The organism is Bradyrhizobium centrolobii (assembly GCF_001641635.1).
GTDB classification, from domain to species: domain Bacteria; phylum Pseudomonadota; class Alphaproteobacteria; order Rhizobiales; family Xanthobacteraceae; genus Bradyrhizobium; species Bradyrhizobium centrolobii.
Window position 1 is genome coordinate 21908 of record NZ_LUUB01000092.1, and the last position, 22404, is coordinate 44311.

Annotated in this window: 22 protein-coding genes; 19 read left to right on the top strand and 3 right to left on the bottom strand. The window is 63.7% G+C overall.

Annotation, left to right across the window (positions count from 1 at the left end; genetic code table 11):
- From AYJ54_RS33465 to AYJ54_RS33500, 8 genes are all read left to right on the top strand, one after another.
- Positions 1-1182, top strand: coding sequence for an acyl-CoA dehydrogenase family protein (locus AYJ54_RS33465; RefSeq protein ID WP_063705877.1), 1182 nt, complete (start codon positions 1-3; stop codon positions 1180-1182).
- A 23-nt stretch (positions 1183-1205) separates the two neighbouring features.
- Complete coding sequence (locus AYJ54_RS33470) at positions 1206-2336, top strand: acyl-CoA dehydrogenase family protein (RefSeq protein WP_063705878.1); 1131 nt, start codon at positions 1206-1208, stop codon at positions 2334-2336.
- A 14-nt stretch (positions 2337-2350) separates the two neighbouring features.
- On the top strand, positions 2351-3538 hold the full coding sequence (locus tag AYJ54_RS33475; RefSeq protein WP_063705880.1) for an acetyl-CoA C-acyltransferase: 1188 nt from the start codon (positions 2351-2353) through the stop codon (positions 3536-3538).
- A 20-nt stretch (positions 3539-3558) separates the two neighbouring features.
- Entirely contained in the window at positions 3559-4569 is a 1011-nt protein-coding gene (locus AYJ54_RS33480) for an NAD(P)H-dependent flavin oxidoreductase (protein ID WP_063705882.1), read from the top strand.
- A 54-nt stretch (positions 4570-4623) separates the two neighbouring features.
- Entirely contained in the window at positions 4624-5784 is a 1161-nt protein-coding gene (locus tag AYJ54_RS33485) for an iron-containing alcohol dehydrogenase (RefSeq protein ID WP_063706107.1), read from the top strand.
- 66 nt (positions 5785-5850) lie between these two features.
- Positions 5851-7050, top strand: coding sequence for an ABC transporter substrate-binding protein (locus tag AYJ54_RS33490; protein ID WP_063706109.1), 1200 nt, complete (start codon positions 5851-5853; stop codon positions 7048-7050).
- A gap of 80 nt (positions 7051-7130) precedes the next feature.
- The gene (locus AYJ54_RS33495; protein ID WP_063705884.1) at positions 7131-7937 is read left to right on the top strand and encodes a glutathione S-transferase family protein; all 807 of its coding nucleotides are present in this window, start codon (positions 7131-7133) and stop codon (positions 7935-7937) included.
- Between the two features lie 39 nt (positions 7938-7976).
- Complete coding sequence (locus AYJ54_RS33500; protein WP_063705886.1) at positions 7977-8678, top strand: SDR family NAD(P)-dependent oxidoreductase; 702 nt, start codon at positions 7977-7979, stop codon at positions 8676-8678.
- 535 nt (positions 8679-9213) lie between these two features.
- Here the strand turns inward: AYJ54_RS33500 and AYJ54_RS33505 are convergent.
- Together AYJ54_RS33505 and AYJ54_RS33510 are read right to left on the bottom strand one after the other, a co-directional pair.
- Positions 9214-9375, bottom strand: coding sequence for a hypothetical protein (locus AYJ54_RS33505; RefSeq protein WP_245329186.1), 162 nt, complete (start codon positions 9373-9375; stop codon positions 9214-9216).
- A 189-nt stretch (positions 9376-9564) separates the two neighbouring features.
- The gene (locus AYJ54_RS33510) at positions 9565-9891 is read right to left on the bottom strand and encodes a hypothetical protein (protein WP_063705890.1); all 327 of its coding nucleotides are present in this window, start codon (positions 9889-9891) and stop codon (positions 9565-9567) included.
- A gap of 282 nt (positions 9892-10173) precedes the next feature.
- Between AYJ54_RS33510 and AYJ54_RS33515 the strand changes: the two genes are divergently transcribed.
- The 5 genes from AYJ54_RS33515 to AYJ54_RS33535 all read left to right on the top strand — a co-directional run bounded on the left by AYJ54_RS33515 (position 10174) and on the right by AYJ54_RS33535 (position 13551).
- On the top strand, positions 10174-10623 hold the full coding sequence (locus AYJ54_RS33515; RefSeq protein ID WP_063705892.1) for a hypothetical protein: 450 nt from the start codon (positions 10174-10176) through the stop codon (positions 10621-10623).
- A 151-nt stretch (positions 10624-10774) separates the two neighbouring features.
- Positions 10775-11395, top strand: a complete 621-nt coding sequence (locus AYJ54_RS33520) for a TetR/AcrR family transcriptional regulator (protein WP_063705893.1) — start codon at positions 10775-10777, stop codon at positions 11393-11395.
- Between the two features lie 62 nt (positions 11396-11457).
- Entirely contained in the window at positions 11458-12654 is a 1197-nt protein-coding gene (locus AYJ54_RS33525) for an MFS transporter (RefSeq protein WP_063705895.1), read from the top strand.
- A 141-nt stretch (positions 12655-12795) separates the two neighbouring features.
- Positions 12796-13293: a DUF4118 domain-containing protein gene (locus tag AYJ54_RS33530; RefSeq protein ID WP_245329188.1), complete on the top strand. Its 498-nt coding sequence runs from the start codon at positions 12796-12798 to the stop codon at positions 13291-13293.
- A 60-nt stretch (positions 13294-13353) separates the two neighbouring features.
- Positions 13354-13551: a hypothetical protein gene (locus tag AYJ54_RS33535; RefSeq protein WP_063706111.1), complete on the top strand. Its 198-nt coding sequence runs from the start codon at positions 13354-13356 to the stop codon at positions 13549-13551.
- Positions 13552-13701: 150 nt separating this feature from the next.
- On the opposite strand, the gene AYJ54_RS33540 is transcribed toward AYJ54_RS33535, so the two are convergent.
- Positions 13702-14679, bottom strand: a complete 978-nt coding sequence (locus AYJ54_RS33540; RefSeq protein WP_063705896.1) for a LysR family transcriptional regulator — start codon at positions 14677-14679, stop codon at positions 13702-13704.
- 117 nt (positions 14680-14796) lie between these two features.
- Between AYJ54_RS33540 and AYJ54_RS33545 the strand changes: the two genes are divergently transcribed.
- From AYJ54_RS33545 to AYJ54_RS33570, 6 genes are read left to right on the top strand one after another with little or no spacing between them, the layout of a single operon-like run.
- Positions 14797-15834 (top strand): class 1 fructose-bisphosphatase, encoded by a 1038-nt coding sequence (locus AYJ54_RS33545; protein WP_063705898.1) that lies wholly within the window; start codon positions 14797-14799, stop codon positions 15832-15834.
- A gap of 12 nt (positions 15835-15846) precedes the next feature.
- A complete protein-coding gene (locus tag AYJ54_RS33550; RefSeq protein WP_063705900.1) occupies positions 15847-16722 on the top strand; it encodes a phosphoribulokinase in 876 nt (291 codons plus the stop codon).
- 28 nt (positions 16723-16750) lie between these two features.
- Positions 16751-18781, top strand: coding sequence for a transketolase (gene tkt, locus AYJ54_RS33555; RefSeq protein ID WP_063705902.1), 2031 nt, complete (start codon positions 16751-16753; stop codon positions 18779-18781).
- A complete protein-coding gene (gap, locus tag AYJ54_RS33560) occupies positions 18778-19785 on the top strand; it encodes a type I glyceraldehyde-3-phosphate dehydrogenase (RefSeq protein WP_063705904.1) in 1008 nt (335 codons plus the stop codon). Before tkt ends, gap begins: the two co-directional genes overlap by 4 nt.
- A 31-nt stretch (positions 19786-19816) precedes the next feature.
- Entirely contained in the window at positions 19817-20902 is a 1086-nt protein-coding gene (fba, locus tag AYJ54_RS33565; protein ID WP_063705906.1) for a class II fructose-bisphosphate aldolase, read from the top strand.
- 40 nt (positions 20903-20942) lie between these two features.
- Positions 20943-22403, top strand: coding sequence for a form I ribulose bisphosphate carboxylase large subunit (locus AYJ54_RS33570; RefSeq protein WP_063705908.1), 1461 nt, complete (start codon positions 20943-20945; stop codon positions 22401-22403).
- Position 22404 lies beyond the last annotated feature (1 nt).

The window sequence follows — 22404 nt, forward strand, 5'->3', positions numbered from 1 at the left end:
ATGGAACTCGCGTTGTCACCGGAGGATGCGGCCTTCCGCGACGAAGTGCGCGCCTTCATCGCCGGGAATTATCCGGCGGAGATGCGCGTTCCAAATCCCGAGACCGATCTCTCGAAGGAGCAGATGCTGCTCTGGCATCGCATCCTGCACAAGAAGGGCTGGATCGCGCCGCTGTGGCCGAAGGAATATGGCGGACCCGGCTGGTCGATCACCCGGCGTTTCATCTTCGAACAGGAGACGACCCGCGCCGGCACGCTGCCGCCGTTGGCGTTCAGCGTCACCATGGTCGGCCCGGTCATCTATACGTTCGGCAACGAAGCGCAGAAGAAGAAGTTTCTGCCGCGAATCCTCTCCGGCGAGGACTGGTGGTGCCAGGGTTATTCGGAGCCGGGCTCCGGCTCCGACCTCGCCACCGTCCGCACCAAGGCGGTGCGCGACGGCGATCATTACATCGTCAACGGCCACAAGACCTGGACCACGCTGGCGCAGCATGCCGACTGGATATTTTGTCTGGTGCGGACCGATCCGACCGCCAAACCACAGTCCGGCATCTCGTTCGTGCTGATCGACATGAAGTCGCCGGGCGTCACTGTGCGTCCAATCATCACCATCGACGGCTCCCATGAGGTCAACGACGTCTTCCTGGAAAACGTCCGCGTCCCCGTCGAGAACCTGATCGGTGAGGAGAACAAGGGCTGGACCTACGCCAAATTCCTGCTCGGCAATGAGCGCACCAGCATGGCCGGCATCGGCCGTTCCACGCGCTACATCGAGCGGCTGAAGAAGATCGTGAAGGCGGAGATCCCCGAAGACGATCCGGCCCATCTCGAATTCGTCAGGGACATCGCGCGCGTCGAGCTCGACGTGCTGGCGCTGGAAGCGACCGAGCTTCGTGTCGTGGCCCAGATGGCCCGCGGCATCGATCCGGGACCGGCGGCATCACTGTTCAAGATCCGCGGCACCGAGATCTTCCAGAACATCACCGAACTCACGCACCGCGCCACGGGCAATTACGGACTTGCGATCCGCGAGCATCCGGTCAGCGCCAACCACTTCATGCCAGGCCCCGACTACGGCCACACGGCGTCGGAGAAATATCTCAATTCGCGCAAGCTCTCGATCTACGGCGGATCGAACGAGATCCAGCGCAACATCATCGCCAAAGCAGTTCTCGGTCTCTAGCAACAGCGCCAGAAGAGGATCGGATGGATATCCAGTTCACGGAAGAGCAGGAATTGTTGCGATCCAGCGTCCAGCGGCTGCTGCGCAACCAGTATGACTTCGACGCGCGCCGCAAGATCGTCGCGAGCGAGGACGGCTTAAGCCGCAAGCAATGGGGAGCCTTTGCCGAGTTCGGCCTGCTCGCTGCGCCATTCTCCGAGGACGTCGGCGGTCTCGGCGGCGGGCCGCTGTCGACTATGATCATTATGCAGGAGTTCGGCCGCCACCTCGTGGTCGAGCCGTTCATGGAAACGGTCGTGCTTGCCGGCGGCTTGATCGCGCAGGCGGGATCCGACGCGCAGAAGAGGGGCTTTATCCCCGACATCATCGCGGGCACGAAGATCTGGGCGCTGGCCTGGGCCGAAAAGGGCTCGCGCTTCGATCTGGCGGCGGTGACGACCACCGCGCGCCGTGACGGCGGCGACTATGTTCTGAGTGGCGAGAAAGCAGCTGTGATCGCGGCCCCCTGGGCGGACTATCTCATAGTCTCAGCCCGGATCTCAAGTTCCCGCGATGATCGCGGTGGCGTCAGCCTGTTCGTGGTCGATCGCCGTGCGGCCAATCTGCATCTGCAAAGCTTCAAGACCATCGACGGGCGCCGCGCCGCTGAGGTCAGTTTGAACAATGCACGCGGTCAGCTGCTTGGCAGGGAAGGCGAGGGCGTCGCCGCGCTGGAAGCCTGCCGCGATCGGGCAATCGGCGCACTCTGTGCCGAAGCCGTGGGCGCGATCGGGGAGCTGAACTCGGCCACGCTGGACTATTCAAAGACGCGAAAGCAGTTCGGAACCACGATCGGCTCGTTTCAGGTGCTGCAGCACCGGATGGTCGACATGTTCATTGCGCATCAGGAGGCGCTCTCTCTGATGCAGCATCTCAATCTCAGCATTAGCGCGGGCGAGGCCGGCGTCTCGCGGCTGGCGTCAGGCGCAAAATCGAAGATCGGTTATGCCGGCAAGTTCGTCGCCGACCAGGCCGTGCAGCTGCATGGCGGCATGGGCATGACAGACGAGCTCAACATCGGTCACTACTTCAAGCGCATTTCCTCCATCAACATCCAGTTCGGCGATCCCGCCTATCACTTGCTGCGCTACGCGCGGCTCGACACAGCGGCTTAAGCAGAGAGGCAAGCATGACAACTGATGCAGTCATCATTTCCACCGCGCGCACCGGCGTCGGCAAGGCCTATCGCGGCGCTCTCAACAACACCGATGGACCGACCCTCGCGGGCCATGTGATGGCCGAGGCCGTGAAACGCGCCGGTATCGCGCCCGGCGAGGTCGAGGACGTGGTGATGGGCTGTGCCATGCAGCAGGGCACCATGGTAATGAACGTTGCCCGCAAGGGCGCGATCCGTGCCGGTCTCCCCGTCACGGTTGCCGGCACCACAATTGATCGCCAATGCGCCTCGGGCCTGCAGGCGATCGCGGTTGCGGCGCGCTCGGTGATGCTCGACGGCGTCGAGATCGCGATCGGCGGCGGCATCGAGTCGATTAGCCTGGTGCAGAACGATCACATGAACAAGTTCCACGCCGTCGACGAAGAGCTGATGGCGATGAAGCCGGAAATGTACATGTCGATGCTGGAGACCGCGGAGGTCGTTGCCGAGCGCTACAAGATCGGCCGGGACAAGCAGGACGAATACAGCCTCGAATGCCAGCGCCGCGTCGGCGCCGCCCTGCAGGGCGGCCGGTTCAACGACGAGATCGTGCCGATCACGACCAAGATGGCCGTGCTCGACAAGGATACCAAGGAGATCAGCTATCAGCAGGTGACGCTGGCCAAGGACGAAGGCCCGCGCCCCGATACGACCGCCGACGGTCTCGCCAAGATCAAGCCGGTGTTCGAGGGCAAGACGATCAGCGCCGGCAATGCCAGCCAGCTCTCGGACGGCGCCTCGGCCTGCGTGATCATGAGCGACAAGATCGCGGCCAAGAAGGGCCTGACGCCGCTCGGCATCTTCCGCGGCTTTGTCGCGGCCGGCGTCGAGCCGGACGAGATGGGCGTCGGCCCGGTCGCTGCGATCCCGCGGCTTCTGAAGCGCCACAATCTGAAGATCGACGACATCGATCTCTGGGAGCTCAACGAGGCCTATGCGGTGCAGGTGATCTATTGCCGCGACAAGCTCGGCATCGATCCGGACAAGCTCAACGTCAATGGCGGTTCGATCGCGATCGGTCATCCCTACGGCATGACCGGTTCGCGGCTCACGGGGCACCTCCTGATCGAGGGCCGGAGGCGCAAGGCGAAATACGGCGTGGTGACCATGTGCATCGGCGGCGGCATGGGCGCGGCCGGCCTGTTTGAAATCGTCCACTGATCCAAAGGCGGAGATCACACGTGAAGACGGCAATCACTGAACTATTCGGCATCCAGCATCCGATCATCCAGGGTGGCATGCACTATGTCGGCTTTGCCGAGCTTGCCGCAGCAGTGTCCAATGCCGGCGGTCTCGGCATCATCACCGGCCTGACTCAGAAAACTCCGGAACTGCTGGCGAAGGAAATCGCGCGCTGCCGCGACATGACCGACAAGCCGTTCGGCGTGAACCTGACCTTCCTGCCGAGCTTTACCGCGCCACCCTATCCCGAATACATCGCCGCGATCGAAGAAGGCGGCGTGAAGGCGGTCGAGACCGCGGGCCGGAGCCCCGAGCAGTACATGCCGGCACTGAAGGCCGCCGGGATCAAGGTGATCCACAAATGCACCTCGGTGCGGCATTCGCTCAAGGCCGAGAAGATCGGCTGCGATGCGGTGAGCGTCGACGGCTTCGAGTGCGGCGGTCACCCCGGCGAGGACGATATCCCCAACATGATCCTGCTGCCGCGTGCGGCGGACGAATTGAAGATCCCATTCGTGGCTTCGGGCGGCATGGCGGATGCGCGGAGCCTCGTCGCGGCGCTGTCGATGGGCGCGGCCGGGATGAACATGGGCACCCGTTTCGTCGCCACCAAGGAAGCGCCGGTCCACGACAACGTGAAGCAGGCATTGGTCAAGGCAACCGAGCTCGACACGGTGCTGGTCATGCGCGCGCTGCGCAACACCGAGCGTGTGCTCAAGAACAAGGGTGTCGATCAGTTGCTCGAAGTCGAGCGCGAGAAGGGCGCAAGCCTGAAGATCGATGACATCCACGAACAGGTTGCCGGGGTCTATCCCAAGGTCATGGTGAACGGTGAAATGGACGCGGGCGCCTGGAGCTGCGGAATGGTGGTCGGCCTGATCAACGACATCCCGACGGTGAAGGAGCTGATCGACCGCATCATGACCGAGGCCGAGCAGATCATACGCCAGCGGCTGACCGGGTTCCTTGATGGGGACATTGACGACACCTCGGTGCGCGCCGTCGCATGAGGGGCTCAGCGCCCCGCGGGAATGCCGAACAACAACATCGATGGGAGGGAAAGCATGCTTATCGCGGGCAGTTATCAATACCCGACGATGGAATCGGTGATCTACGGCAAGCCTGCGGCCGAGGCGCTGCGCGAGGAAGCGGAGCGGCTTGGCGCAAAGCGCGTCTACCTGATCGTTAGCCGCACCATGAACAGCAAGACCGATGAGATCGAAAAGATCCGCAAAGGCCTGGGAGAGCGCCACGCGGAGACTTTCGACGGAGTCCCACAGCACACGACGCGCGAAGCGGTGGTGTTGATTGCCAAGCGGGCGAAGGAGGCGAAGGCCGACTTGGTCGTTGCGATCGGCGGGGGCTCGGTGGTCGACGCGGCGAAGATCGTGTTGATGTGCATGGAGCACGAGATTTTCGAGCAGAACGGGCTTGACGGCTTCGAGACAACGCCGGAGCGCCGCTTTGGACAGTTCCGCACCCCCAAGGTGCGTATGATCGCCATCCCGAGCACGCTGTCCGGTGGCGAATACAATTCCGGCGCGCTGGTCACCGATACCCGCCGCAAGCTGAAGCAGATATTCAACCACCCCATGATGATGCCGCGCAGCATCATCCTCGACCCCGCTATGACCAAAAATACGCCGGAGAAACTCTGGCTCGGCTCCGGCACACGGGCCATGGATCACGGGATCGAGGCGATCTGTTCCAGCCGTCCGAACGTGCTCGTCGACGCCGTGTGTCAACAGGGACTGCGCTACCTGCATGATGGTCTTCGGCGCACCAGGAGCAATCCGGACGACGAAGCGGCACGACTGAACTGTCAATTGGGCTCGTGGCTGTCGGCCTTCGGATTGCAGGCGAGGGTGCCGATGGGCGCGAGCCACGCCATCGGGCATGTGCTCGGGGGCACCTGCGACGTGCCGCACTATTTCTGCACCGCCGTGATGATGCCGAGCGTATTGCGTTACAACCGCCCCGCCACGGAAGCCGCTCAGACGGCGGTTGCCGCGGCGCTCGGTGCGCCGGGGCGCGATGCCGGCGAGGCTTTCGCAGAATTTGTCGCGGAGCTCGGCCTTCCCCGGACGCTCGCCGAGGTCGGCGTTGCCGAGGACCGTTTCGAATTGATCGGAAAGAACGCAATGCTTTCAATCTTTGCGCGGGCGAATCCGCAGCCGATCCGCGAGCCCGGCGACATCGTCAAGATACTTAGGTTTGCCGCCTGACTTGGTTGGAGAATAAGCCTCGGGCTTTGCTGTCGGCAAAGCGCGCAAACAATGGAGGAATGCACGATGTTTTGGGGCATCCGACTGGCCTGCGTACTCCTGATTGCAATGTCGGTTCCTTGCTGGGCGGGCGACACGCCCGGCGTCACGGCGACGGAAATCAAGATCGGTGGCATATTTCCGTTGAGTGGACCGGCTTCCTCGATCGGCCAGGTCGGGCAGGGCGTGCGCGCCTATGTGCAATCGATCAACGACCGCGGAGGAATCAACGGACGCAAGATCGAATATGTCATGCTCGATGATGCTTATAGCCCGCCCAAGGCATTCGAGCACGCGCGCAGGCTGGTGGAGAGCGACGAAGTCGCCTTCATATTCAGCCAGCTCGGCACGGCGGGCAATTCCGCCGTGGCAAAATACCTTGCGGCGAAACGTGTGCCGACGATCGCGATCGTGACCGGCGCGAGCAAATTTACAAGCGTCAAGGACTATCCGCTGACGACCACCGGACTTGTCAGCTATGACACTGAGGGGAAAATTTACGCAAAATATCTGCTACGTGCTTTGCCCACGGCGAAATACGCGATTCTGTTCCAGAACGACGATCTTGGTCGTGACTACGTGAACGCCTTCAAGACCGTGCTGGGCGCTGATTTCGACAAGCGCGTGGTGACCGCCAGTTACGAGGTGACGGAGCCGACGGTCGACTCGCAGGTGGTCACGCTCAAGAGCTCAGGCGCGCAAGCGCTGTTCATCGCAGGTACGCCGAAATTTGCCGCGCAGGCCATCCGTCGTGCGGCGGAGAGCGGTTGGAAACCAGTGATCTTGATCAACTTCCCTTCATCAACGATCGCGGGCACGCTGAAGCCGGCGGGATTGGAGAACGCGGTCGGCGTGATCGTCGGTACCCCGAACAAGGACCCAAGCGATCAGAAATGGGCGGATGACGAGGGAGTGAAGGTCTATCGCATCTTCTTCGAACGATACCTGGCCGGCTCCGATATCACCAATACCAGCTATATGACCGGATACCAGCAGGGAATGGTGCTGGAGCAAATCCTCAAACAATGCGGCGACGACCTTTCGCGTGAAAACATCATCAGGCAAGCCAAGTCGCTTAAGAACCTCGTGCTGCCGACAGCGCTGCCTGGTGTTCGGATCAACACCAGCGACAGCAACAACATGATCTGGACGCAACTGCAGCTTCAGCGATGGACGCGCACGGGCTGGGAGCAGTTCGGTGAAGTTCTCGATGGTAGCGCGGAGTAGGATGTCCGTCGCCTTGACACCTTAAAGCGGAGACTTGAGCGTCCGCCTGTCGGCGCAAGGTTCATCAGGAGCAATCCACGATGGCTGACTTGCGAATATTTTCTTATCTGCCGAACCCGCGTGTCTCGAAGGCGACTATCGCTGCCAGGTTCTGTGCCGTGGACGTCGAGATCAGAGGAGCATCTGGCAAGGAGTTGAGGGACTGGCTGTGGGACTACGATGCGCGTCCCTTGGCCGAGCACGAACGTCAATCGCTGTCATCCCTTGCACGCACGGGGCGGATTGGGCTGACCGGTGCGCAGCTCTTCAAGACCAATGCCTTCCTTGAAGCGCAACCATTCGGCAATGTGCCTGCCGCTTTCGGGCCCAATGGAAAGATCGGCATCTTCGAGTCGAACAGCATCATGCGGGCGGTGGCGCGCTTGGGCGAAGCGACATTCCCGCTTTACGGCCATGATGCCTATGAAGCCTCCAGGATCGACAGCTTTCTGGATGTCAGCCTCGTCTTCGCCAGGGATGCGCAGACCTATCTCCTCGCGCTGTCGGGTGGGACGGTCAATGCGACGATTCACGCCCGTGCCAAAGAGGCCTTCGCGATCTATGCCTCGGGGCTTGAGCAGGCGTTGTCTCCGCGACGGGAAACGCTAGTGGGAAATGGCATCACGCTGGCGGACATCTGCTTTGCTGCCGAGCTTGCGTTGTTCATGAACGAGCACGCGCGGGCCGAGCAGTTGAGCGAGCACGGGCTCGACAGAATCCTGTATCCGGAAGTCCAAAGCGACTACCCGCTGGTGTTCGCGCACTTCGCCCGGCTGGTCGATCACGAGCACTTCAGGCCGGACCTCAAGCCATATGTCGAAAAATTGCTGTCAAAGGCGGCGGCCTGAACATGAGGGCTGTCCGCTCCAACCAGGAGGTTTGATCGCATGACCGTGCCCGTTTGCCTGATAACCGGCGTTGGACCTGGCACGGGTTCGGCGCTCGCGAGGAAATTTGCTGATGGCGGCTACCGCGTGGCCCTTCTCGCCAGGAACGAGGAGCGTCTTGCCGCGCTCGAGAAGGAACTGCCGAACGCGAGGGGCTATCGATGCGATGTGTCGGATCCGGCGCAGGTCGAAGCGGTAGCGACCTCCGTGGAACGCGATCTCGGCCAACCCGGCGTGGTCATTCACAATGCGGTTGGCGGAGCATTCGGCACGTTCCGGGAGATCGATCCGCAGGTCCTCAGCCGCAACTTCCAGGTCAACACGATGGGGCTGCTGTACCTGGCGAGGCGCTTTACGCCGGCGATGGTCAGCTCCGGTAAAGGCGCCATTGTCGCCACTGGGAATACGTCGGCGCTCAGGGGCAAGCCCGGTTTCGCCGGCTTTGCGCCGACCAAAGCGGCGCAGCGGATTCTGGCCGAAGCGATCGCGCGCGAGCTCGGGCCGCAAGGCGTGCACGTCGCCTATGTCGTGGTTGATGCGGTGATTGACCTGGAATGGACGAGGAAACGCTACCCGGAGCGCCCGGACGACTTCTTCATCACGCCGCAAGCGATTGCAGAGGAGATCTGGCATGTCGTTCACCAGGATCGCAGCGCGTGGTCATTCAATGTCGAGCTGCGGCCCTTCGGAGAAAATTGGTAATCGCGGGGTATGACGTGGTCGGAGCTGGTCGGATCCGTGAAATTCGTGGTCGTATGCGACAGGGCGCCTCGAATATCTTTGAGGATGCTCTCGAGGAATTCGCCGACCGTGGTGTCCTCCAAGGGCATCATCGGTGATCTGCCTTCGGAGCTCGGGAGACAGCTGTCTGGATGTTAGCTCGTCGTGCTCGCCGAGCGAGGCCCGTCATTCCGACAAAGAGAAAAGTGATCGCCGCGTCAATGCAGGTTTATCGACCCATTTGTCGGAATAGCCGCTGACTTTTCTAGCACATCATACGCCCTTAATCGGCAGGTCTTCGGCTTTTCCTCAGTCGAGCAGGTCCAGGCTGACCACCGATTGACCACCGAAACGCCGTGAACAAACGGCGATAGACGTGGGCGATAGACGTGGGCGATAGACGTGGTCAATAGCGAGCTAGTTTCATTGTTTTTGTTGACCTTTTCGTTCCCTACTTGCGTTCGGGACGCAGGGGTCGGCAGGTTCGAATCCTGCCACTCCAATCACCAACTCTCATTTACTTCCGCAGCAGTTCGCTCAGCGCCGCCGTCGCCTCGGCGCAGCGGATATCGTCGATCTCACGCGATAGGTTGAGCGCGCTCGATTTGAGCTCCTCGATTTTCCAGCTCTCGGGGTGCTGACTCTCGAGTTCATTGAGACGCTTGTTCAGATCGTCCATTCTGGATTGCAGCTGTCCAATCTTGCCAGATCCATTCACTTTCCAGATTCGTTGCGCACGCATGAAGATTCCCCGCTTGTCTCACAGCGTTGTGAGCGGGGTTCATGGCTGGAATGGGAATTTCTTTTGTTCAGTGTTTGTTTGACGGGAACCGTTGCAGTTTAGCAACGATTATTCGCGTCAAAATCCCTACCGTCGCGCCACCAGCACGCCGAGCAGGAATGCCACCATCAGCGAGGGCAGCGGCGCCTCGCGCACCATGCCGCGAAGGATGTCGGGCCAGTGCTGGTCGGGGACGAGGCTCGGCGACCTGATTTCGGCGGTCGGGGTGATGCCCCAGTCCGAGGCGAGCTCGGCGATCTCGCTTCCAGCCAAGCGCGAGCCGTCGCGCACGCGGAAAATGGCGGCGTCGGGACGATCACGCGGCGCGAGCGCCATCAGCGTCGCGATCGCCGTGCGCAGCGTCATCTCGCCGTAGCCTTGCAGCGTCACCGACTCCTCGGGGTCGGATGTCATGCGAACGTCTTCCTCACAAAGCGAAATGGCTGGCGATGGTGAAAACCGCCGTCGCGCAAAGGACCAGCGTGGAAACCGCGCCGGCCACTCCGCGCGCCAGATCGCCTCGCGTCAGGTGCCTGGACATGATTCCGCTCCTTGCTTCCAGGGAAAATGGCGATCGCAGAGGTTGGTTCCTTGCCGGGCAGCGTACCGCGCAGTCGAGGTGAACTCGCATCGGGAACCATCGCCATCCTTTCCCGTTGCCGTGCCGGCCTCGATGACGAGGTGATCGGGGGACTTATGCCGCTTCTCCGTTACTTCATCTTCACGGGCGGCGTTCTGCTCGCTCTCCTGTTTCTCGCTGACCGCTACACGGGCAGCCCCGAAAATGCTGCCGCCCAGGCCGGGCAGGATCTGGCGGTCGTACGGATTCATTCCGCGCAACAATGGCCGGAGAAGATCGTCTTCGACACCAGCGCGCCGCAAGTTCCGGCACCTGACGTTACCGCGGCTACGGCGCCGTCCCCGCCTGCGCCGGAGAGACAGGCCGCGCAGCCCAGCACGCGTGAGGCGTTTGCGATGGCTGCCCAGCCGCCCGTGGAGCCGAAGCGCGCCGCGCCGCCGGCATCACGCAGGAATGTCGCACAACGGCACTATCGGCATTCTGTGCCGCGCGCGATGGCGCGAGATCAGACGATGTTCTATGGGCAGTTCTATGGACAACAGCGCCTGTCGGCGGGATGGTGGTGATGGACGCCACAACTGCTTGCCGATAAGCGGTTAAGCGGAGCGGTTGCCACCAGGGGCGCGTCGGACATTATTGCCGAACCCCACCGAGGGCCTCCCGGCCCTCACAATCAAGTGTCTTTATTCGGGAACAAGCATTCCCTATTATCCCGCAATGCAAAAAACCGCCCGCCGATCGCAGCCTGTTGCCCGTCCGCCCGGCCGTCCCCGGGAGTTCGATATGGACACCGCCCTCGACAGGGCGGTGCGGGTGTTTCGCGAGCGCGGCTATCATGCCACCTCGATCGGCGACCTCACCGCGGCGATGCGGCTGGCGACGGGCAGTGTCTACAAGGCTTTCCAGGACAAGCGAGCGGTATTCCTCGCCGCCTTCGAGCGTTACACCGCGCGGCGCCAGGAGCAGACCCGCAGCGCTGCGGCGCTAGGCGCGAACGGCCGGGAGCGGGTACGCAACGTCCTGCTTTCCTATGTCGAGCATTCGCAGGGCAGCGAGGGGCGGCGCGGCTGCCTCGTGGTCGGCAGCGCGGTCGAATTGTCGGCGCTCGATCCCGAGATCGGGGCGCGCGTCATCGCGCAGCTCAAAACCAACGAGAATTTCGTCGCCGGCCTGATCCGTGAAGGACAGGCCGACGGCTCGATTCCTCGCACGGTCGAGGCCGGCGATACCGCGCGGCTGATGATCTGCATCACCCAGGGCCTGCGCGTCGTCGGCAAGGCGCGGCTGCCGCTCGATGGCGAGCGCATCGTCGACGTCGCGATGAAGCTGCTCGCCTGATCCCACGCTAATTCCCATGCCTAATTAGGGAATGATCGTTCCCGATATCTGGAGACAAGTAAATGACGATGAATGCCACGATCGACGCCGCGCCGGACGCGCGTGCGGTGTCGCACCGACTGACCTTCCTGCTGGCGGCGGCCTGTGGCATGGTCGCCGCCAACATCTACTACGCCCAGCCGCTGATCGGCCCGATCAGTGCCGCGCTCGGCCTGTCGCACGCCGCGGCGGGGCTGATCGTGACCATGACGCAGATCGGCTACGGCATCGGGCTGCTTCTGATCGTCCCGCTCGGCGATCTCATCGAAAACCGCAAGCTGATCTGCACGGTGATCGGCCTCGGGGCCGCGGCGCTGCTCGCCGCCGCCTTCTCGACGCAGGCGCTGCCGTTCCTGATCGCCGCGCTCTTCATCGGGCTCGGTTCGGTCGCAGTGCAGATCATCATTCCCTATGCCGCCCATCTCGCGCCGGAAGCTATTCGCGGCCGCGTCGTCGGCAACGTCTCGACCGGCCTGATGCTCGGCGTCATGCTGGCGCGGCCCGCGTCGAGCTTCGTCACCGCGGCGCTGTCGTGGCACGCTGTCTTCTTCTGCTCCACGGCGCTGATGATCGCGCTCGCTGCCGTGCTCTGGATGACGCTGCCGGAGCGCAAGCCCGTGGCGCGCATGCACTATGGCGCGTTGCTGCTGTCCATGCCGCATCTGGTGCGGACCACGCCGCTGCTCCGGCGCCGCGCGCTCTACCAGGCATTTCTGTTCGCGGCCTTCAGCCTGTTCTGGACCGTGACGCCGCTGCTGCTCGCCAGCCCAGAATTCGGCTTCTCCCAGCGCGGCATTGCGCTGTTCGCACTCGCCGGCGTCGCGGGCGTCGTGGCCGCTCCGGTCGCGGGACGGCTTGCCGATCGCGGCCACAGCCGCGTTGCGACCTTGATCTCGATGCTGCTGGTCGCCCTGGGCTTCCTCGTCGCGCATATCGGCGCGCCCGGGTCGGGGCTCAATCTTGCCGGCCTGGTCGTCGCCGCCATCGCGATCGACTTCGGTGTGCAGGGCAATGTCGTGCTGGGTTTCCGCGCCATCTTCGCGCTCGGGCATGAGCACCGCAGCCGTCTCAACGGCCTCTACATGGCCACGTTCTTCGCGGCGGGCGCCGCCGGCTCCGCGCTCGGCGCCTGGGCCTTCGCGCAGGGTGGCTGGATGCTCGCCTCGTGGATTGGCCTTGCCCTGCCTGTGGCGGCCTTGATCTACGCCGCCACGGAGTGACCCTGACGGCGTGCCCGATTGTGCGCTGCGGTCGATTTACCAAGCCACCGGCTGCGCCATTTCCGCCTCGCGGTTCTGGCGCGGCTGTAGTACTTTGGTCTCAAATAGGGCCTGGTAGAGACAGGCGGCAGGGGGAGGCCAATGAGGCGTGGGGGACTGTTTGGCGTACCGAGGGTACGGCCATGGTCGTGGCAGGCGTTTCTGCTCGGCTTTGCGATCGTGGCAGTGTCGGCCACCCTTCAAGGCATTTGCGTCACGCTCGGCGCGGAGCTTTACTTCGCGGCGTTCCTCCCCAGCATCTTCGTGGTCGGGATCATAGCCGGCGCGCCGGCAGCAGCATTCGCCGCGCTGCTGACCATTCCGCTGGTGTGGTGGGCGTTCATGCCGCCCTTCTTCGAGTTCAGCCCGCTGACCAGCGCCTATGCGGACTCCATCAACCTGTTCTTCCTGCTCGCCGTGCTCCTGATCGGCCTTGCCGACCTTTGCCGGGAGACGATCGCGATCGTCAGCCGTGGCGGGCTGAAGCCGACGGGCGAGAGCGCGGCGACGAATTCGCAAGAAACGCCGTTGTCGCGAGAGCGCGCGTTGCCCTCCCGCAACAGTTCGGCAACCATCCGCCCGGTTGCCCTGCGCCGCTAACTTTTCGAAAATTGTTTGGCCGCAGGTTCTCTCGTGGGAATGACGAGGGAGTTTTCGGAGATGAACGGCCAGGCTATTTTGGAGAATGTGCGCCGCTATCGCGGAATCGCGTCCCTGTATCGCCAGACCGCCGCGTTTCGGCCGTGCCAGAGCTGGTCGCTGCTGGAGCAGGCCAGCGAGTGGGAAGCGCGCGCGCTCGAGGAGCTTGAAGCTTATTTCGCGGCCCGCACGGAACACGTCGTCCCGCTCGCGGCCTGAAAATTAACCATCGGACCGACTGCCTTCAGGGCTTTTCGCCCTTCCCATTTGGGCACCTGCGGTCCATCTGTGTTGCCGTCCCAATAATTCAGCACTGTCGGATCATCCAGCGACCATCGCCATGAAGCTGATGAGCTGAACGCCTGACGGCTATCGCCCGCCGAACTCCGGCACTTCGGGCAGATAGTTCGATCCCTCCGAGCCGAGAAAATCGAACATCGCCTGCGCTGGCGGTAGCAGCACCTTGTCGCTGCGACGGATCACGTACCACTGCCGGACGATGGGCAGGCCCGCGACATCAAGCACGATGAGCCGGCCTTCGGCGAGCTCATGCGCCACCGTGTGGGCCGAGATGAAGGCGATGCCGAGCCCGGCGATGACCGCCTGCTTGATGGTCTCGTTGCTGCTCATCTCCATGCCGATGATCGGCTCGAGATCGGACTTCTGGAACATGCCTTCCATCAGCGTGCGCGTGCCCGATCCCGGCTCGCGGGTGAGGAAGGTCTCGTGCACGAGGTCGGTCAGGTTGAGGCCGGAGTCCTTCTCCAGCCAGTGCCCCTTGCGCGCGACGATGATGTGCGGATTGCGTCCGAGTTGGCGGACGTCGACCGTGACATCGGCCGGTGGCCGACCCATCACCGCGAAATCGAGATCATAGCCATGCATGGCCTCGCGGATCTCCTCGCGGTTGCCGATGGTCAGCTTGATGTCGATCTTCGGATATCGCTTCGAGAACGCCGCGATCGCATGTGGCACGAAGTATTTCGCGGTGGAGACGGCGCCGAGTTGCACCGTGCCGCCGGTCCGGCCCGCGAGCAGGTCAAGCGAGCCCTGGCAGTCCGCGATCGCGGCCTCGACCCGCTCGGCCAGCGCCAGCACCTCCTTGCCCGCTTCCGTCAGCAGCATACCGTCGCCGGTCCGCTGCACCAGCGGCAGACCCGCAAGGTCCTGCAGCTGCCGGAGCTGCTGGGTCACGGCCGGCTGGGTCAGCCCGAGATGGCTGGAGGCCGCCGTGACGCTGCCCTTGGCCGAGAGCGCGGCGAGCGAGCGGAGCTGCCGGATCGTCAGATGCCGGAGCTGGGCCGCCGCATGGCCGGGGACATTATAAGAAAATTCTTTGATGCTCATTATGAATAGAAATTTTCCTTATTAGATCGACCCTGTCAATCTCATTGTGCTGGGACGGACCGCACCGACCTCCACGGGGAGGGAATGGAGGCGGCGCCAGCAAGGGGATGAGCGCAAATGACCGGGCAACTCAGGCTGGACGACCACCTTCAACGGTATTCAGAGACCGCTCCCCACGCGCTGGCCGTGGCCGCGGCGGTTGACGCCATCGCGGCGGCCTCGCTCGAGATCGCCGATCTCACGAGCAGCGGGCAGCTCGCCGACGCCTCTGGCCTAACGACGGGCCGCAACAGTGACGGCGATCTCCAGCGCGATCTCGATGTCCAGGCGGACGCGATCCTGCGTCGTTGCCTCGGCAAGCTGCCGATCGCGGCGCTTGCATCGGAGGAGATGCGCGAGCCGCAGCTCGGCGATCGCGAGGGCAGCATCTGCGTCGCGATCGATCCGCTCGACGGCTCGTCCAACATCGACATCAATATGACCGTGGGCACGATCTTCTCGATCCTGCCGACGCCGGACGATCCCGGACTCGCCTTTCATCAGCGCGGTTCGGCGCAGCTCGCGGCGGGGTTCATCACCTACGGCCCGCAGACCTCGCTGGTGCTGACGCTCGGCGACGGCGTCGACATCTTCACCCATGACCGCAAGTCCGGCTGCTTCCGCCTCGCGCGTAGCAGCGTGCAGATCGGCGAGTCCTGCGAGGAATTCGCGATCAACGGCTCCAACCGCCGACACTGGGACCCGCCGGTGCGCGCCTTCATCGACGAGTGCCTCGCCGGCGTCGAGGGACCTGCCAACCATAATTTCAACATGCGCTGGATCGGCTCGCTGGTCGCGGAGGCCTATCGCATCCTCACCCGTGGCGGCGTCTTCCTCTATCCCTCCGACGCGCGGCCCGGCTATGGCGACGGCCGCTTGCGCCTCACCTATGAGGCACATCCGATGGCCTTCATCATCGAGCAGGCCGGCGGTTCCGCCTCGACCGGGCGCGAGCGCATCCTCGACCTTGCCGCGCGCGATCTGCACCAGCGCGTGCCGCTGATCATGGGCTCGAGCAACGAGGTGCGGCGCGTCGAGGAATTGCATTGCGATCCGCTGCTGGTCGCGAGCGTCTCCGCCCCGCTGTTCGCGCGGCGCGGCTTCTTCCGGCTCTGAGCGAGGTGATGCATGTCCAGGAAGCATCCGATCATTTCCATCACCGGCTCCTCCGGCGCAGGCACGACCTCGGTCAAGAAGACCTTTGAGCAGATATTCTTCCGTGAGCGCGTCAACGCCGTCTACATCGAAGGCGATGCGTTCCATCGCTACGACCGCGCCGAGATGCGCACGCAGATGGCAACGGAGGCCGAGCGCGGCAACAAGCATTTCAGCCATTTCAGCCCCGAGACCAATCTGTTCGAGGAGCTGGAGCGGGCGTTCCGTGACTATGGCGAGACCGGCACCGCGGTGACGCGGCACTACGTCCACGACGCCGAGGAGTCCGCGTTGCATGGCACGCCGCCCGGCACCTTCACCGATTGGGAGCGGCTGCCCGAGAATTCGGACCTCCTGTTCTACGAGGGCCTGCACGGCGCCGTCGTCACCGACAAGGTCAATGTCGCGCGCTATGCCGACCTGAAGATCGGCGTCGTGCCCGTCATCAATCTCGAATGGATCCAGAAGCTGCACCGCGACCGCAGCGCACGGGGCTATTCGACCGAGGCCGTCACCGACACCATCCTGCGGAGGATGCCGGATTACATCCACTACATCTGCCCGCAATTCACCGAGACCGACATCAACTTCCAGCGCGTGCCGACGGTGGACACCTCCAATCCGTTCATCGCGCGCTGGATCCCGACGCCCGACGAATCGATGGTCGTGATCCGCTTCAAGAATCCGCGCGGCATCGACTTCCCCTATCTGCTCTCGATGCTGCCGCACAGTTGGATGTCGCGTGCCAATTCGATCGTCTGCCCGGGAGCAAAACTCGATCTGGCAATGCAGCTCATCCTGACGCCGCTGATCATGCAGCTCATCGAGCGCAAGCGAAGCCTGAAGTGATGCGCAACAACAACATCGGGAGCCTCTGATGAACATCTCGGTTCATGCCGAAGCCGACCTCACTGCGGTCGCGCATAACGATCTCGCCAATGCCGTCCGCTTCCTCGCGGTCGATGCCATCGAGACCGCGCAGTCCGGCCATCCCGGCCTGCCGATGGGCATGGCTGACGTTGCGACCGTGCTGTTCTCGCGCTTCCTCAAATTCGACTCGGCGCATCCCAACTGGCCGGATCGCGACCGCTTCGTGCTGTCGGCGGGCCACGGCTCGATGCTGCTCTATGCGCTCCTCCATCTCACTGGCGGTGATGTCAGCATTGACGACCTCAAGGCCTTCCGACAGTGGGGCTCGAAGACGCCGGGTCACCCCGAATATGGTCACACGCCGGGCGTCGAGACCACGACGGGACCGCTGGGGCAGGGGATCGCGACCGCCGTCGGGATGGCGCTCGCCGAGCGCATGGCCAATGCGCGCCATGGCGACGGCCTCGTCGATCACTTCACTTACGTGATCGCCGGCGATGGCTGCCTGATGGAGGGCGTCAGCCAGGAGGCGATCTCGCTCGCCGGCCATCTCCAGCTCAACCGCTTGATCGTGCTGTTCGACGACAACGGCATCTCCATCGATGGTCCGACGTCGCTTGCGACCTCGGATGACCAGCTCGCGCGCTTTGCCGCCTCCGGCTGGTCGGTGCGTCGCGTCGACGGGCATGATCCCGAGGCGATCGCGCAGGCGATTGCCGAAGAACGCGAGACTGCAAAACCGTCGCTGATCGCCTGCCGCACCATCATCGGCTATGGCGCGCCGGACCGGCAGGGCACCGAGAAGGCGCATGGCGCCCCGCTCGGCACCGAGCAGAGCGCAGCCGCGCGGCGGACGCTGGGTTGGGACTATCAGCCCTTCGTGGTGCCGATTCCGGTCCTGAAGGCGTGGCGGATGATCGGGCAGCGCGGCCAGGTCGCGCGCCTCGCCTGGCTCGATCGCTACGAATGCGCGACGCCTGAGCAGCGCGAATTGTTCATCGAGGGCAAGGCTGTTGCCCTGCCGAGCGCCTATGCCCAGGCGTCGGCAAAATTGCGCGAGCGTTTTGCCACGGAGCGACCGAAGATCGCGACGCGGCAGGCCTCGCAACAGGTGCTCGACGGCATCGCCGCAACGATTCCCGGATTTGTCGGCGGCTCGGCGGACCTGACGCATTCGAACCTGACCCACGCCAAGGGCCAAGCCCCGGTCAAGCGCGGCACGTTCGCCGGCGACTACATCCATTTCGGCATTCGCGAGCATGGCATGGCGGCTGCGATGAACGGCCTCGCGCTGCATGGTGGCTTCATCCCCTATGGCGGCACGTTCCTCGCCTTCTCCGACTACAGCCGGCCGGCCATTCGCCTTGCGGCCTTGATGCGGCTGCGCGTCATCCACGTCATGACCCATGACTCCATCGGGCTTGGCGAAGACGGTCCGACGCATCAGCCGGTCGAGCATCTCGCGGCGTTGCGTGTCATTCCGAACCTTCTCGTGTTCCGCCCGGCCGACGCGGTCGAGACGCTGGAAGCCTGGGAGTGCGCTCTTGGAGCCGAAGATCGTCCGTCCGTGCTGTGCCTGTCGCGGCAGGCGCTGCCGACCTTCCGCAGCGATGCACGTGGCAGGAATCGTACCGCGCGCGGCGCCTATCTCGTCGTCACGCCGGATGGTGGCCGCGATGTCACGCTGATCGCGACCGGGTCGGAAGTGTCGATCGCGCTCGAGGCTGCCCGCCTGCTCGCGACCGAGCATATCCGCGCGGCCGTCGTCTCCGCGCCCTGCTTCGCGCTGTTCGAGGAGCAGCCGGAGGACTACCGCGCCACTGTCCTCGGCACTGTGCCGCGCGTCGGCATCGAGGCGGCTGTGCCCGGCGACTGGCCGCGTTGGCTCGGCACCGACGGCGAATTCGTTGGCATGCGCGGCTTCGGTGCTTCGGCCCCGGCGCCGGTGCTGTACCGCGAATTCGGCATCACCCCACAGAGCATTGCAGAAGCGGCCAGGCGCTCGGTCGCACGTCGGAACGAGGGAAAAGCAGCATGAGCTTGCGTGTCGCCATCAACGGATTTGGCCGGATCGGCCGCAACGTGCTGCGCGCGATCGTTGAGTCCGGCCGCAACGACATCGAGATTGTCGCGATCAACGATCTCGGTTCGGTCGAGACCAACGCGCATCTGTTGCGGTTCGACTCGGTTCACGGCCGCTTTCCCGGCGAGGTCAAGGTCGATGGCGATGCGATCGACGTCGGCGGAGGTCCGATCAAGGTGACGGCGATCAAGGATCCCACGCAACTGCCGCATCGCGCGCTCGGCGTGGATATCGCGCTCGAATGCACTGGCCTGTTCACCTCGCGCGACAAGGCCGCCGCGCATCTCCAGGCCGGTGCAAAGCGCGTGCTGATCTCCGCACCGGCGAGCGAGGTCGATCTCACCGTCGTGTTCGGCGTCAATCATCTCAAGCTGACCGGCGACCACATCGTGGTCTCCAACGCCTCGTGCTCGACCAATTGCCTCGCACCACTCGCGCAGGTGCTGGACGAGGCCGTCGGCATCGAGAAGGGGTTCATGACCACGATCCACTCCTACACCGGTGACCAGCCGACGCTCGATACCTTCCACAAGGACCTCTATCGCGCCCGCGCCGCGGCGCTGTCGATGATCCCGACCTCGACCGGCGCGGCCAAGGCCGTGGGCCTGGTGCTGCCGGAGCTCAAGGGCAGGCTCGATGGCGTCGCGATCCGCGTGCCGACGCCGAACGTCTCGGCGGTCGATTTCAAGTTCGTCGCCAGGCGCGCAACGAGCGCAAGGGAGATCAACGACGCGGTGCGGGCCGCCGCCAGCGGACGGCTGAAGGACATTTTGGGCGTCACCGACGCGCCCAATGTCTCGAGCGATTTCAACCACGATCCGCGCTCCAGCATCGTCCATCTCGACCAGACCAAGGTCATGGATGGCAATCTGGTGCGGGTGATGAGCTGGTACGACAACGAATGGGGCTTTTCCAACCGCATGGCCGACACCGCCGCTGCGATGGGCCGGCTGATCTGAGCTGACGGAAAACGAGAAACGGAGAACTCCCTTGGCACGCATTACCCTTCGACAACTGCTCGACCACGCAGCCCACCATGGCTACGCGGTGCCGGCGTTCAACATCAACAACATGGAGCAAGGGATCGCAATCATGCAGGCGGCGGCCGAGGTCGACGCGCCCGTCATCATGCAGGCCTCGCGCGGCGCGCGCAGCTATGCCGGCGATCTCATGCTCTCGCACATGATCGATGCGCTGGAGCGGACCTATCCGGACATTCCGCTCTGCATGCACCAGGACCACGGCAATGACGAGGCGACCTGCGCCAGCGCCATCGCCCACGGCTTCACCTCGGTGATGATGGACGGATCGCTGAAGGCCGACGCCAAGACTGCGGCCGACTACGACTACAATGTCGCGATCACCCGACGCGTGGTCGATCTCGCCCATTGGGTCGGCGCGTCCGTGGAAGGCGAGCTCGGCGTGCTCGGCTCGCTCGAGCATGGCGGCGGCGAGCAGGAGGACGGTCACGGCGTCGAGGGCAAGGTCAGCCACGACCAGTTGCTGACCGATCCCGACCAGGCGGTGGATTTCGTCCGCGCCACCAAGGTCGATGCGTTGGCGATTGCGATGGGCACCTCGCACGGCGCCTACAAGTTCAGCCGCAAGCCGGACGGCGACATTCTGGCGATGCGGGTGGTCGAGGAGATCCACCGCCGGCTGCCGAACACGCATCTTGTGATGCACGGCTCCTCCTCGGTGCCGCAGCCGCTCCAGGACATGTTCAACCAGTTCGGCGGCGAGATGCCGCAGACCTGGGGCGTGCCGGTCGAGGAGATCGTCCGCGGCATCAAGAGCGGCGTCCGCAAGGTCAATATCGACACCGACTGTCGTCTCGCGATGACCGCGGTGTTCCGCAAAGTGGCTGCGCAAGCGCGCTCCGAATTCGACCCGCGAAAGTTCCTCAAACCCGCGATGGATGCGATGCGCGAACTGTGCCGCGAACGCTTCGAGCAGTTCGGTACCGCGGGCCACGCGAGCAGGATCAAGGTGATCCCGATGAGCGAGATGGCGCGGCGGTACCGCGCCGGCGAACTCGACCCGCAGATCGGCGCCCGCGAGCCCGTCGCGGCCTGAGCAGGACAGAGAAACGAGAGAGAGATTTAAGGAGGCCAACATGAACGTACACACCGGCACGGTCAGCGGCAAGGAGCGCTATCGCTCGGGCGTCATGGAATACAAGCGCATGGGCTATTGGGAGCCCGACTATGTGCCGAAGGACACCGATGTCATCGCGCTGTTCCGCGTGACGCCGCAGGATGGCGTCGACCCGATCGAGGCGTCGGCCGCGGTTGCCGGTGAATCCTCGACCGCGACCTGGACGGTGGTGTGGACCGATCGCCTGACGGCCGCCGAGAAGTATCGCGCGAAATGCTATCGCGTCGATCCGGTGCCGGGTTCGCCGGGCTCGTATTTCGCCTACATCGCCTATGACCTCGACCTGTTCGAGTCGGGCTCGATCGCGAACCTCTCGGCTTCGATCATCGGCAACGTCTTCGGCTTCAAGCCGCTGAAGGCGCTGCGGCTCGAGGACATGCGCTTCCCGGTCGCCTATGTGAAGACGTTCCAGGGGCCCGCGACCGGCATCGTGGTCGAGCGCGAGCGGCTCGACAAGTTCGGCCGCCCGCTGCTGGGCGCGACGATCAAGCCGAAGCTTGGCCTTTCGGGACGCAACTACGGCCGCGTGGTTTACGAGGCGCTGAAGGGCGGGCTCGACTTCACCAAGGACGACGAGAACATCAACTCGCAGCCCTTCATGCATTGGCGCGACCGTTTCCTCTATTGCATGGAGGGCGTCAACCGCGCCCAGGCGGCTTCGGGCGAGGTAAAGGGCACCTATCTCAACATCACCGCGGCCACGATGGAAGACATGTACGAGCGCGCGGAGTTCGCGAAAGAGCTGGGCTCGGTCGTGGTCATGATCGATCTCGTGATCGGCTACACCGCGATTCAGTCCATGGCGAAATGGGCGCGCCGCAATGACATGATCCTGCATCTGCACCGTGCCGGTCATTCGACCTATACGCGGCAGAAGAGCCATGGCGTCTCGTTCCGCGTCATCGCCAAGTGGATGCGGCTTGCCGGTGTCGACCACATCCATGCCGGCACCGTGGTCGGCAAGCTCGAGGGCGATCCCAACACCACGCGCGGCTACTACGACGTCTGCCGCGAGGATTTCAACCCGATGAAGCTCGAGCATGGCATCTTCTTCGACCAGTCCTGGGCGAGCCTCAACAAGTTGATGCCGGTGGCATCAGGCGGCATCCATGCCGGCCAGATGCACCAGCTGCTCGATCTGCTCGGCGAGGATGTCGTGCTGCAATTCGGCGGTGGCACCATCGGCCATCCCATGGGCATCCAGGCTGGTGCCACCGCCAACCGCGTGGCGCTGGAAGCGATGATCCTCGCCCGCAACGAGGGCCGCGACTACGTCCATGAGGGCCCGGAAATCCTGGCCAAGGCGGCCGAGACCTGCACGCCGCTGAAGGCCGCGCTCGACGTCTGGAAGGACGTCACCTTCAACTATCAATCCACCGACACGCCGGACTTCGTGCCGACCGCGCTGGAAACCGCTTGAG

Coding starts and splice junctions, on each gene's coding strand:
- AYJ54_RS33525 (WP_063705895.1), top strand. CDS start 11,458: ATGACGATGAATGCCACGATCGACGCCGCGCCGGACGCGCGTGCGGTG.
- AYJ54_RS33505 (WP_245329186.1), bottom strand. CDS start 9,375: ATGGACGATCTGAACAAGCGTCTCAATGAACTCGAGAGTCAGCACCCC.
- AYJ54_RS33550 (WP_063705900.1), top strand. CDS start 15,847: ATGTCCAGGAAGCATCCGATCATTTCCATCACCGGCTCCTCCGGCGCA.
- AYJ54_RS33570 (WP_063705908.1), top strand. CDS start 20,943: ATGAACGTACACACCGGCACGGTCAGCGGCAAGGAGCGCTATCGCTCG.
- AYJ54_RS33490 (WP_063706109.1), top strand. CDS start 5,851: ATGTTTTGGGGCATCCGACTGGCCTGCGTACTCCTGATTGCAATGTCG.
- AYJ54_RS33465 (WP_063705877.1), top strand. CDS start 1: ATGGAACTCGCGTTGTCACCGGAGGATGCGGCCTTCCGCGACGAAGTG.
- tkt (WP_063705902.1), top strand. CDS start 16,751: ATGAACATCTCGGTTCATGCCGAAGCCGACCTCACTGCGGTCGCGCAT.
- AYJ54_RS33495 (WP_063705884.1), top strand. CDS start 7,131: ATGGCTGACTTGCGAATATTTTCTTATCTGCCGAACCCGCGTGTCTCG.
- AYJ54_RS33475 (WP_063705880.1), top strand. CDS start 2,351: ATGACAACTGATGCAGTCATCATTTCCACCGCGCGCACCGGCGTCGGC.
- AYJ54_RS33535 (WP_063706111.1), top strand. CDS start 13,354: ATGAACGGCCAGGCTATTTTGGAGAATGTGCGCCGCTATCGCGGAATC.
- AYJ54_RS33500 (WP_063705886.1), top strand. CDS start 7,977: ATGACCGTGCCCGTTTGCCTGATAACCGGCGTTGGACCTGGCACGGGT.
- AYJ54_RS33470 (WP_063705878.1), top strand. CDS start 1,206: ATGGATATCCAGTTCACGGAAGAGCAGGAATTGTTGCGATCCAGCGTC.
- gap (WP_063705904.1), top strand. CDS start 18,778: ATGAGCTTGCGTGTCGCCATCAACGGATTTGGCCGGATCGGCCGCAAC.
- AYJ54_RS33545 (WP_063705898.1), top strand. CDS start 14,797: ATGACCGGGCAACTCAGGCTGGACGACCACCTTCAACGGTATTCAGAG.
- AYJ54_RS33515 (WP_063705892.1), top strand. CDS start 10,174: ATGCCGCTTCTCCGTTACTTCATCTTCACGGGCGGCGTTCTGCTCGCT.
- AYJ54_RS33510 (WP_063705890.1), bottom strand. CDS start 9,891: ATGACATCCGACCCCGAGGAGTCGGTGACGCTGCAAGGCTACGGCGAG.
- AYJ54_RS33530 (WP_245329188.1), top strand. CDS start 12,796: ATGAGGCGTGGGGGACTGTTTGGCGTACCGAGGGTACGGCCATGGTCG.
- AYJ54_RS33520 (WP_063705893.1), top strand. CDS start 10,775: ATGCAAAAAACCGCCCGCCGATCGCAGCCTGTTGCCCGTCCGCCCGGC.
- AYJ54_RS33485 (WP_063706107.1), top strand. CDS start 4,624: ATGCTTATCGCGGGCAGTTATCAATACCCGACGATGGAATCGGTGATC.
- AYJ54_RS33540 (WP_063705896.1), bottom strand. CDS start 14,679: ATGAGCATCAAAGAATTTTCTTATAATGTCCCCGGCCATGCGGCGGCC.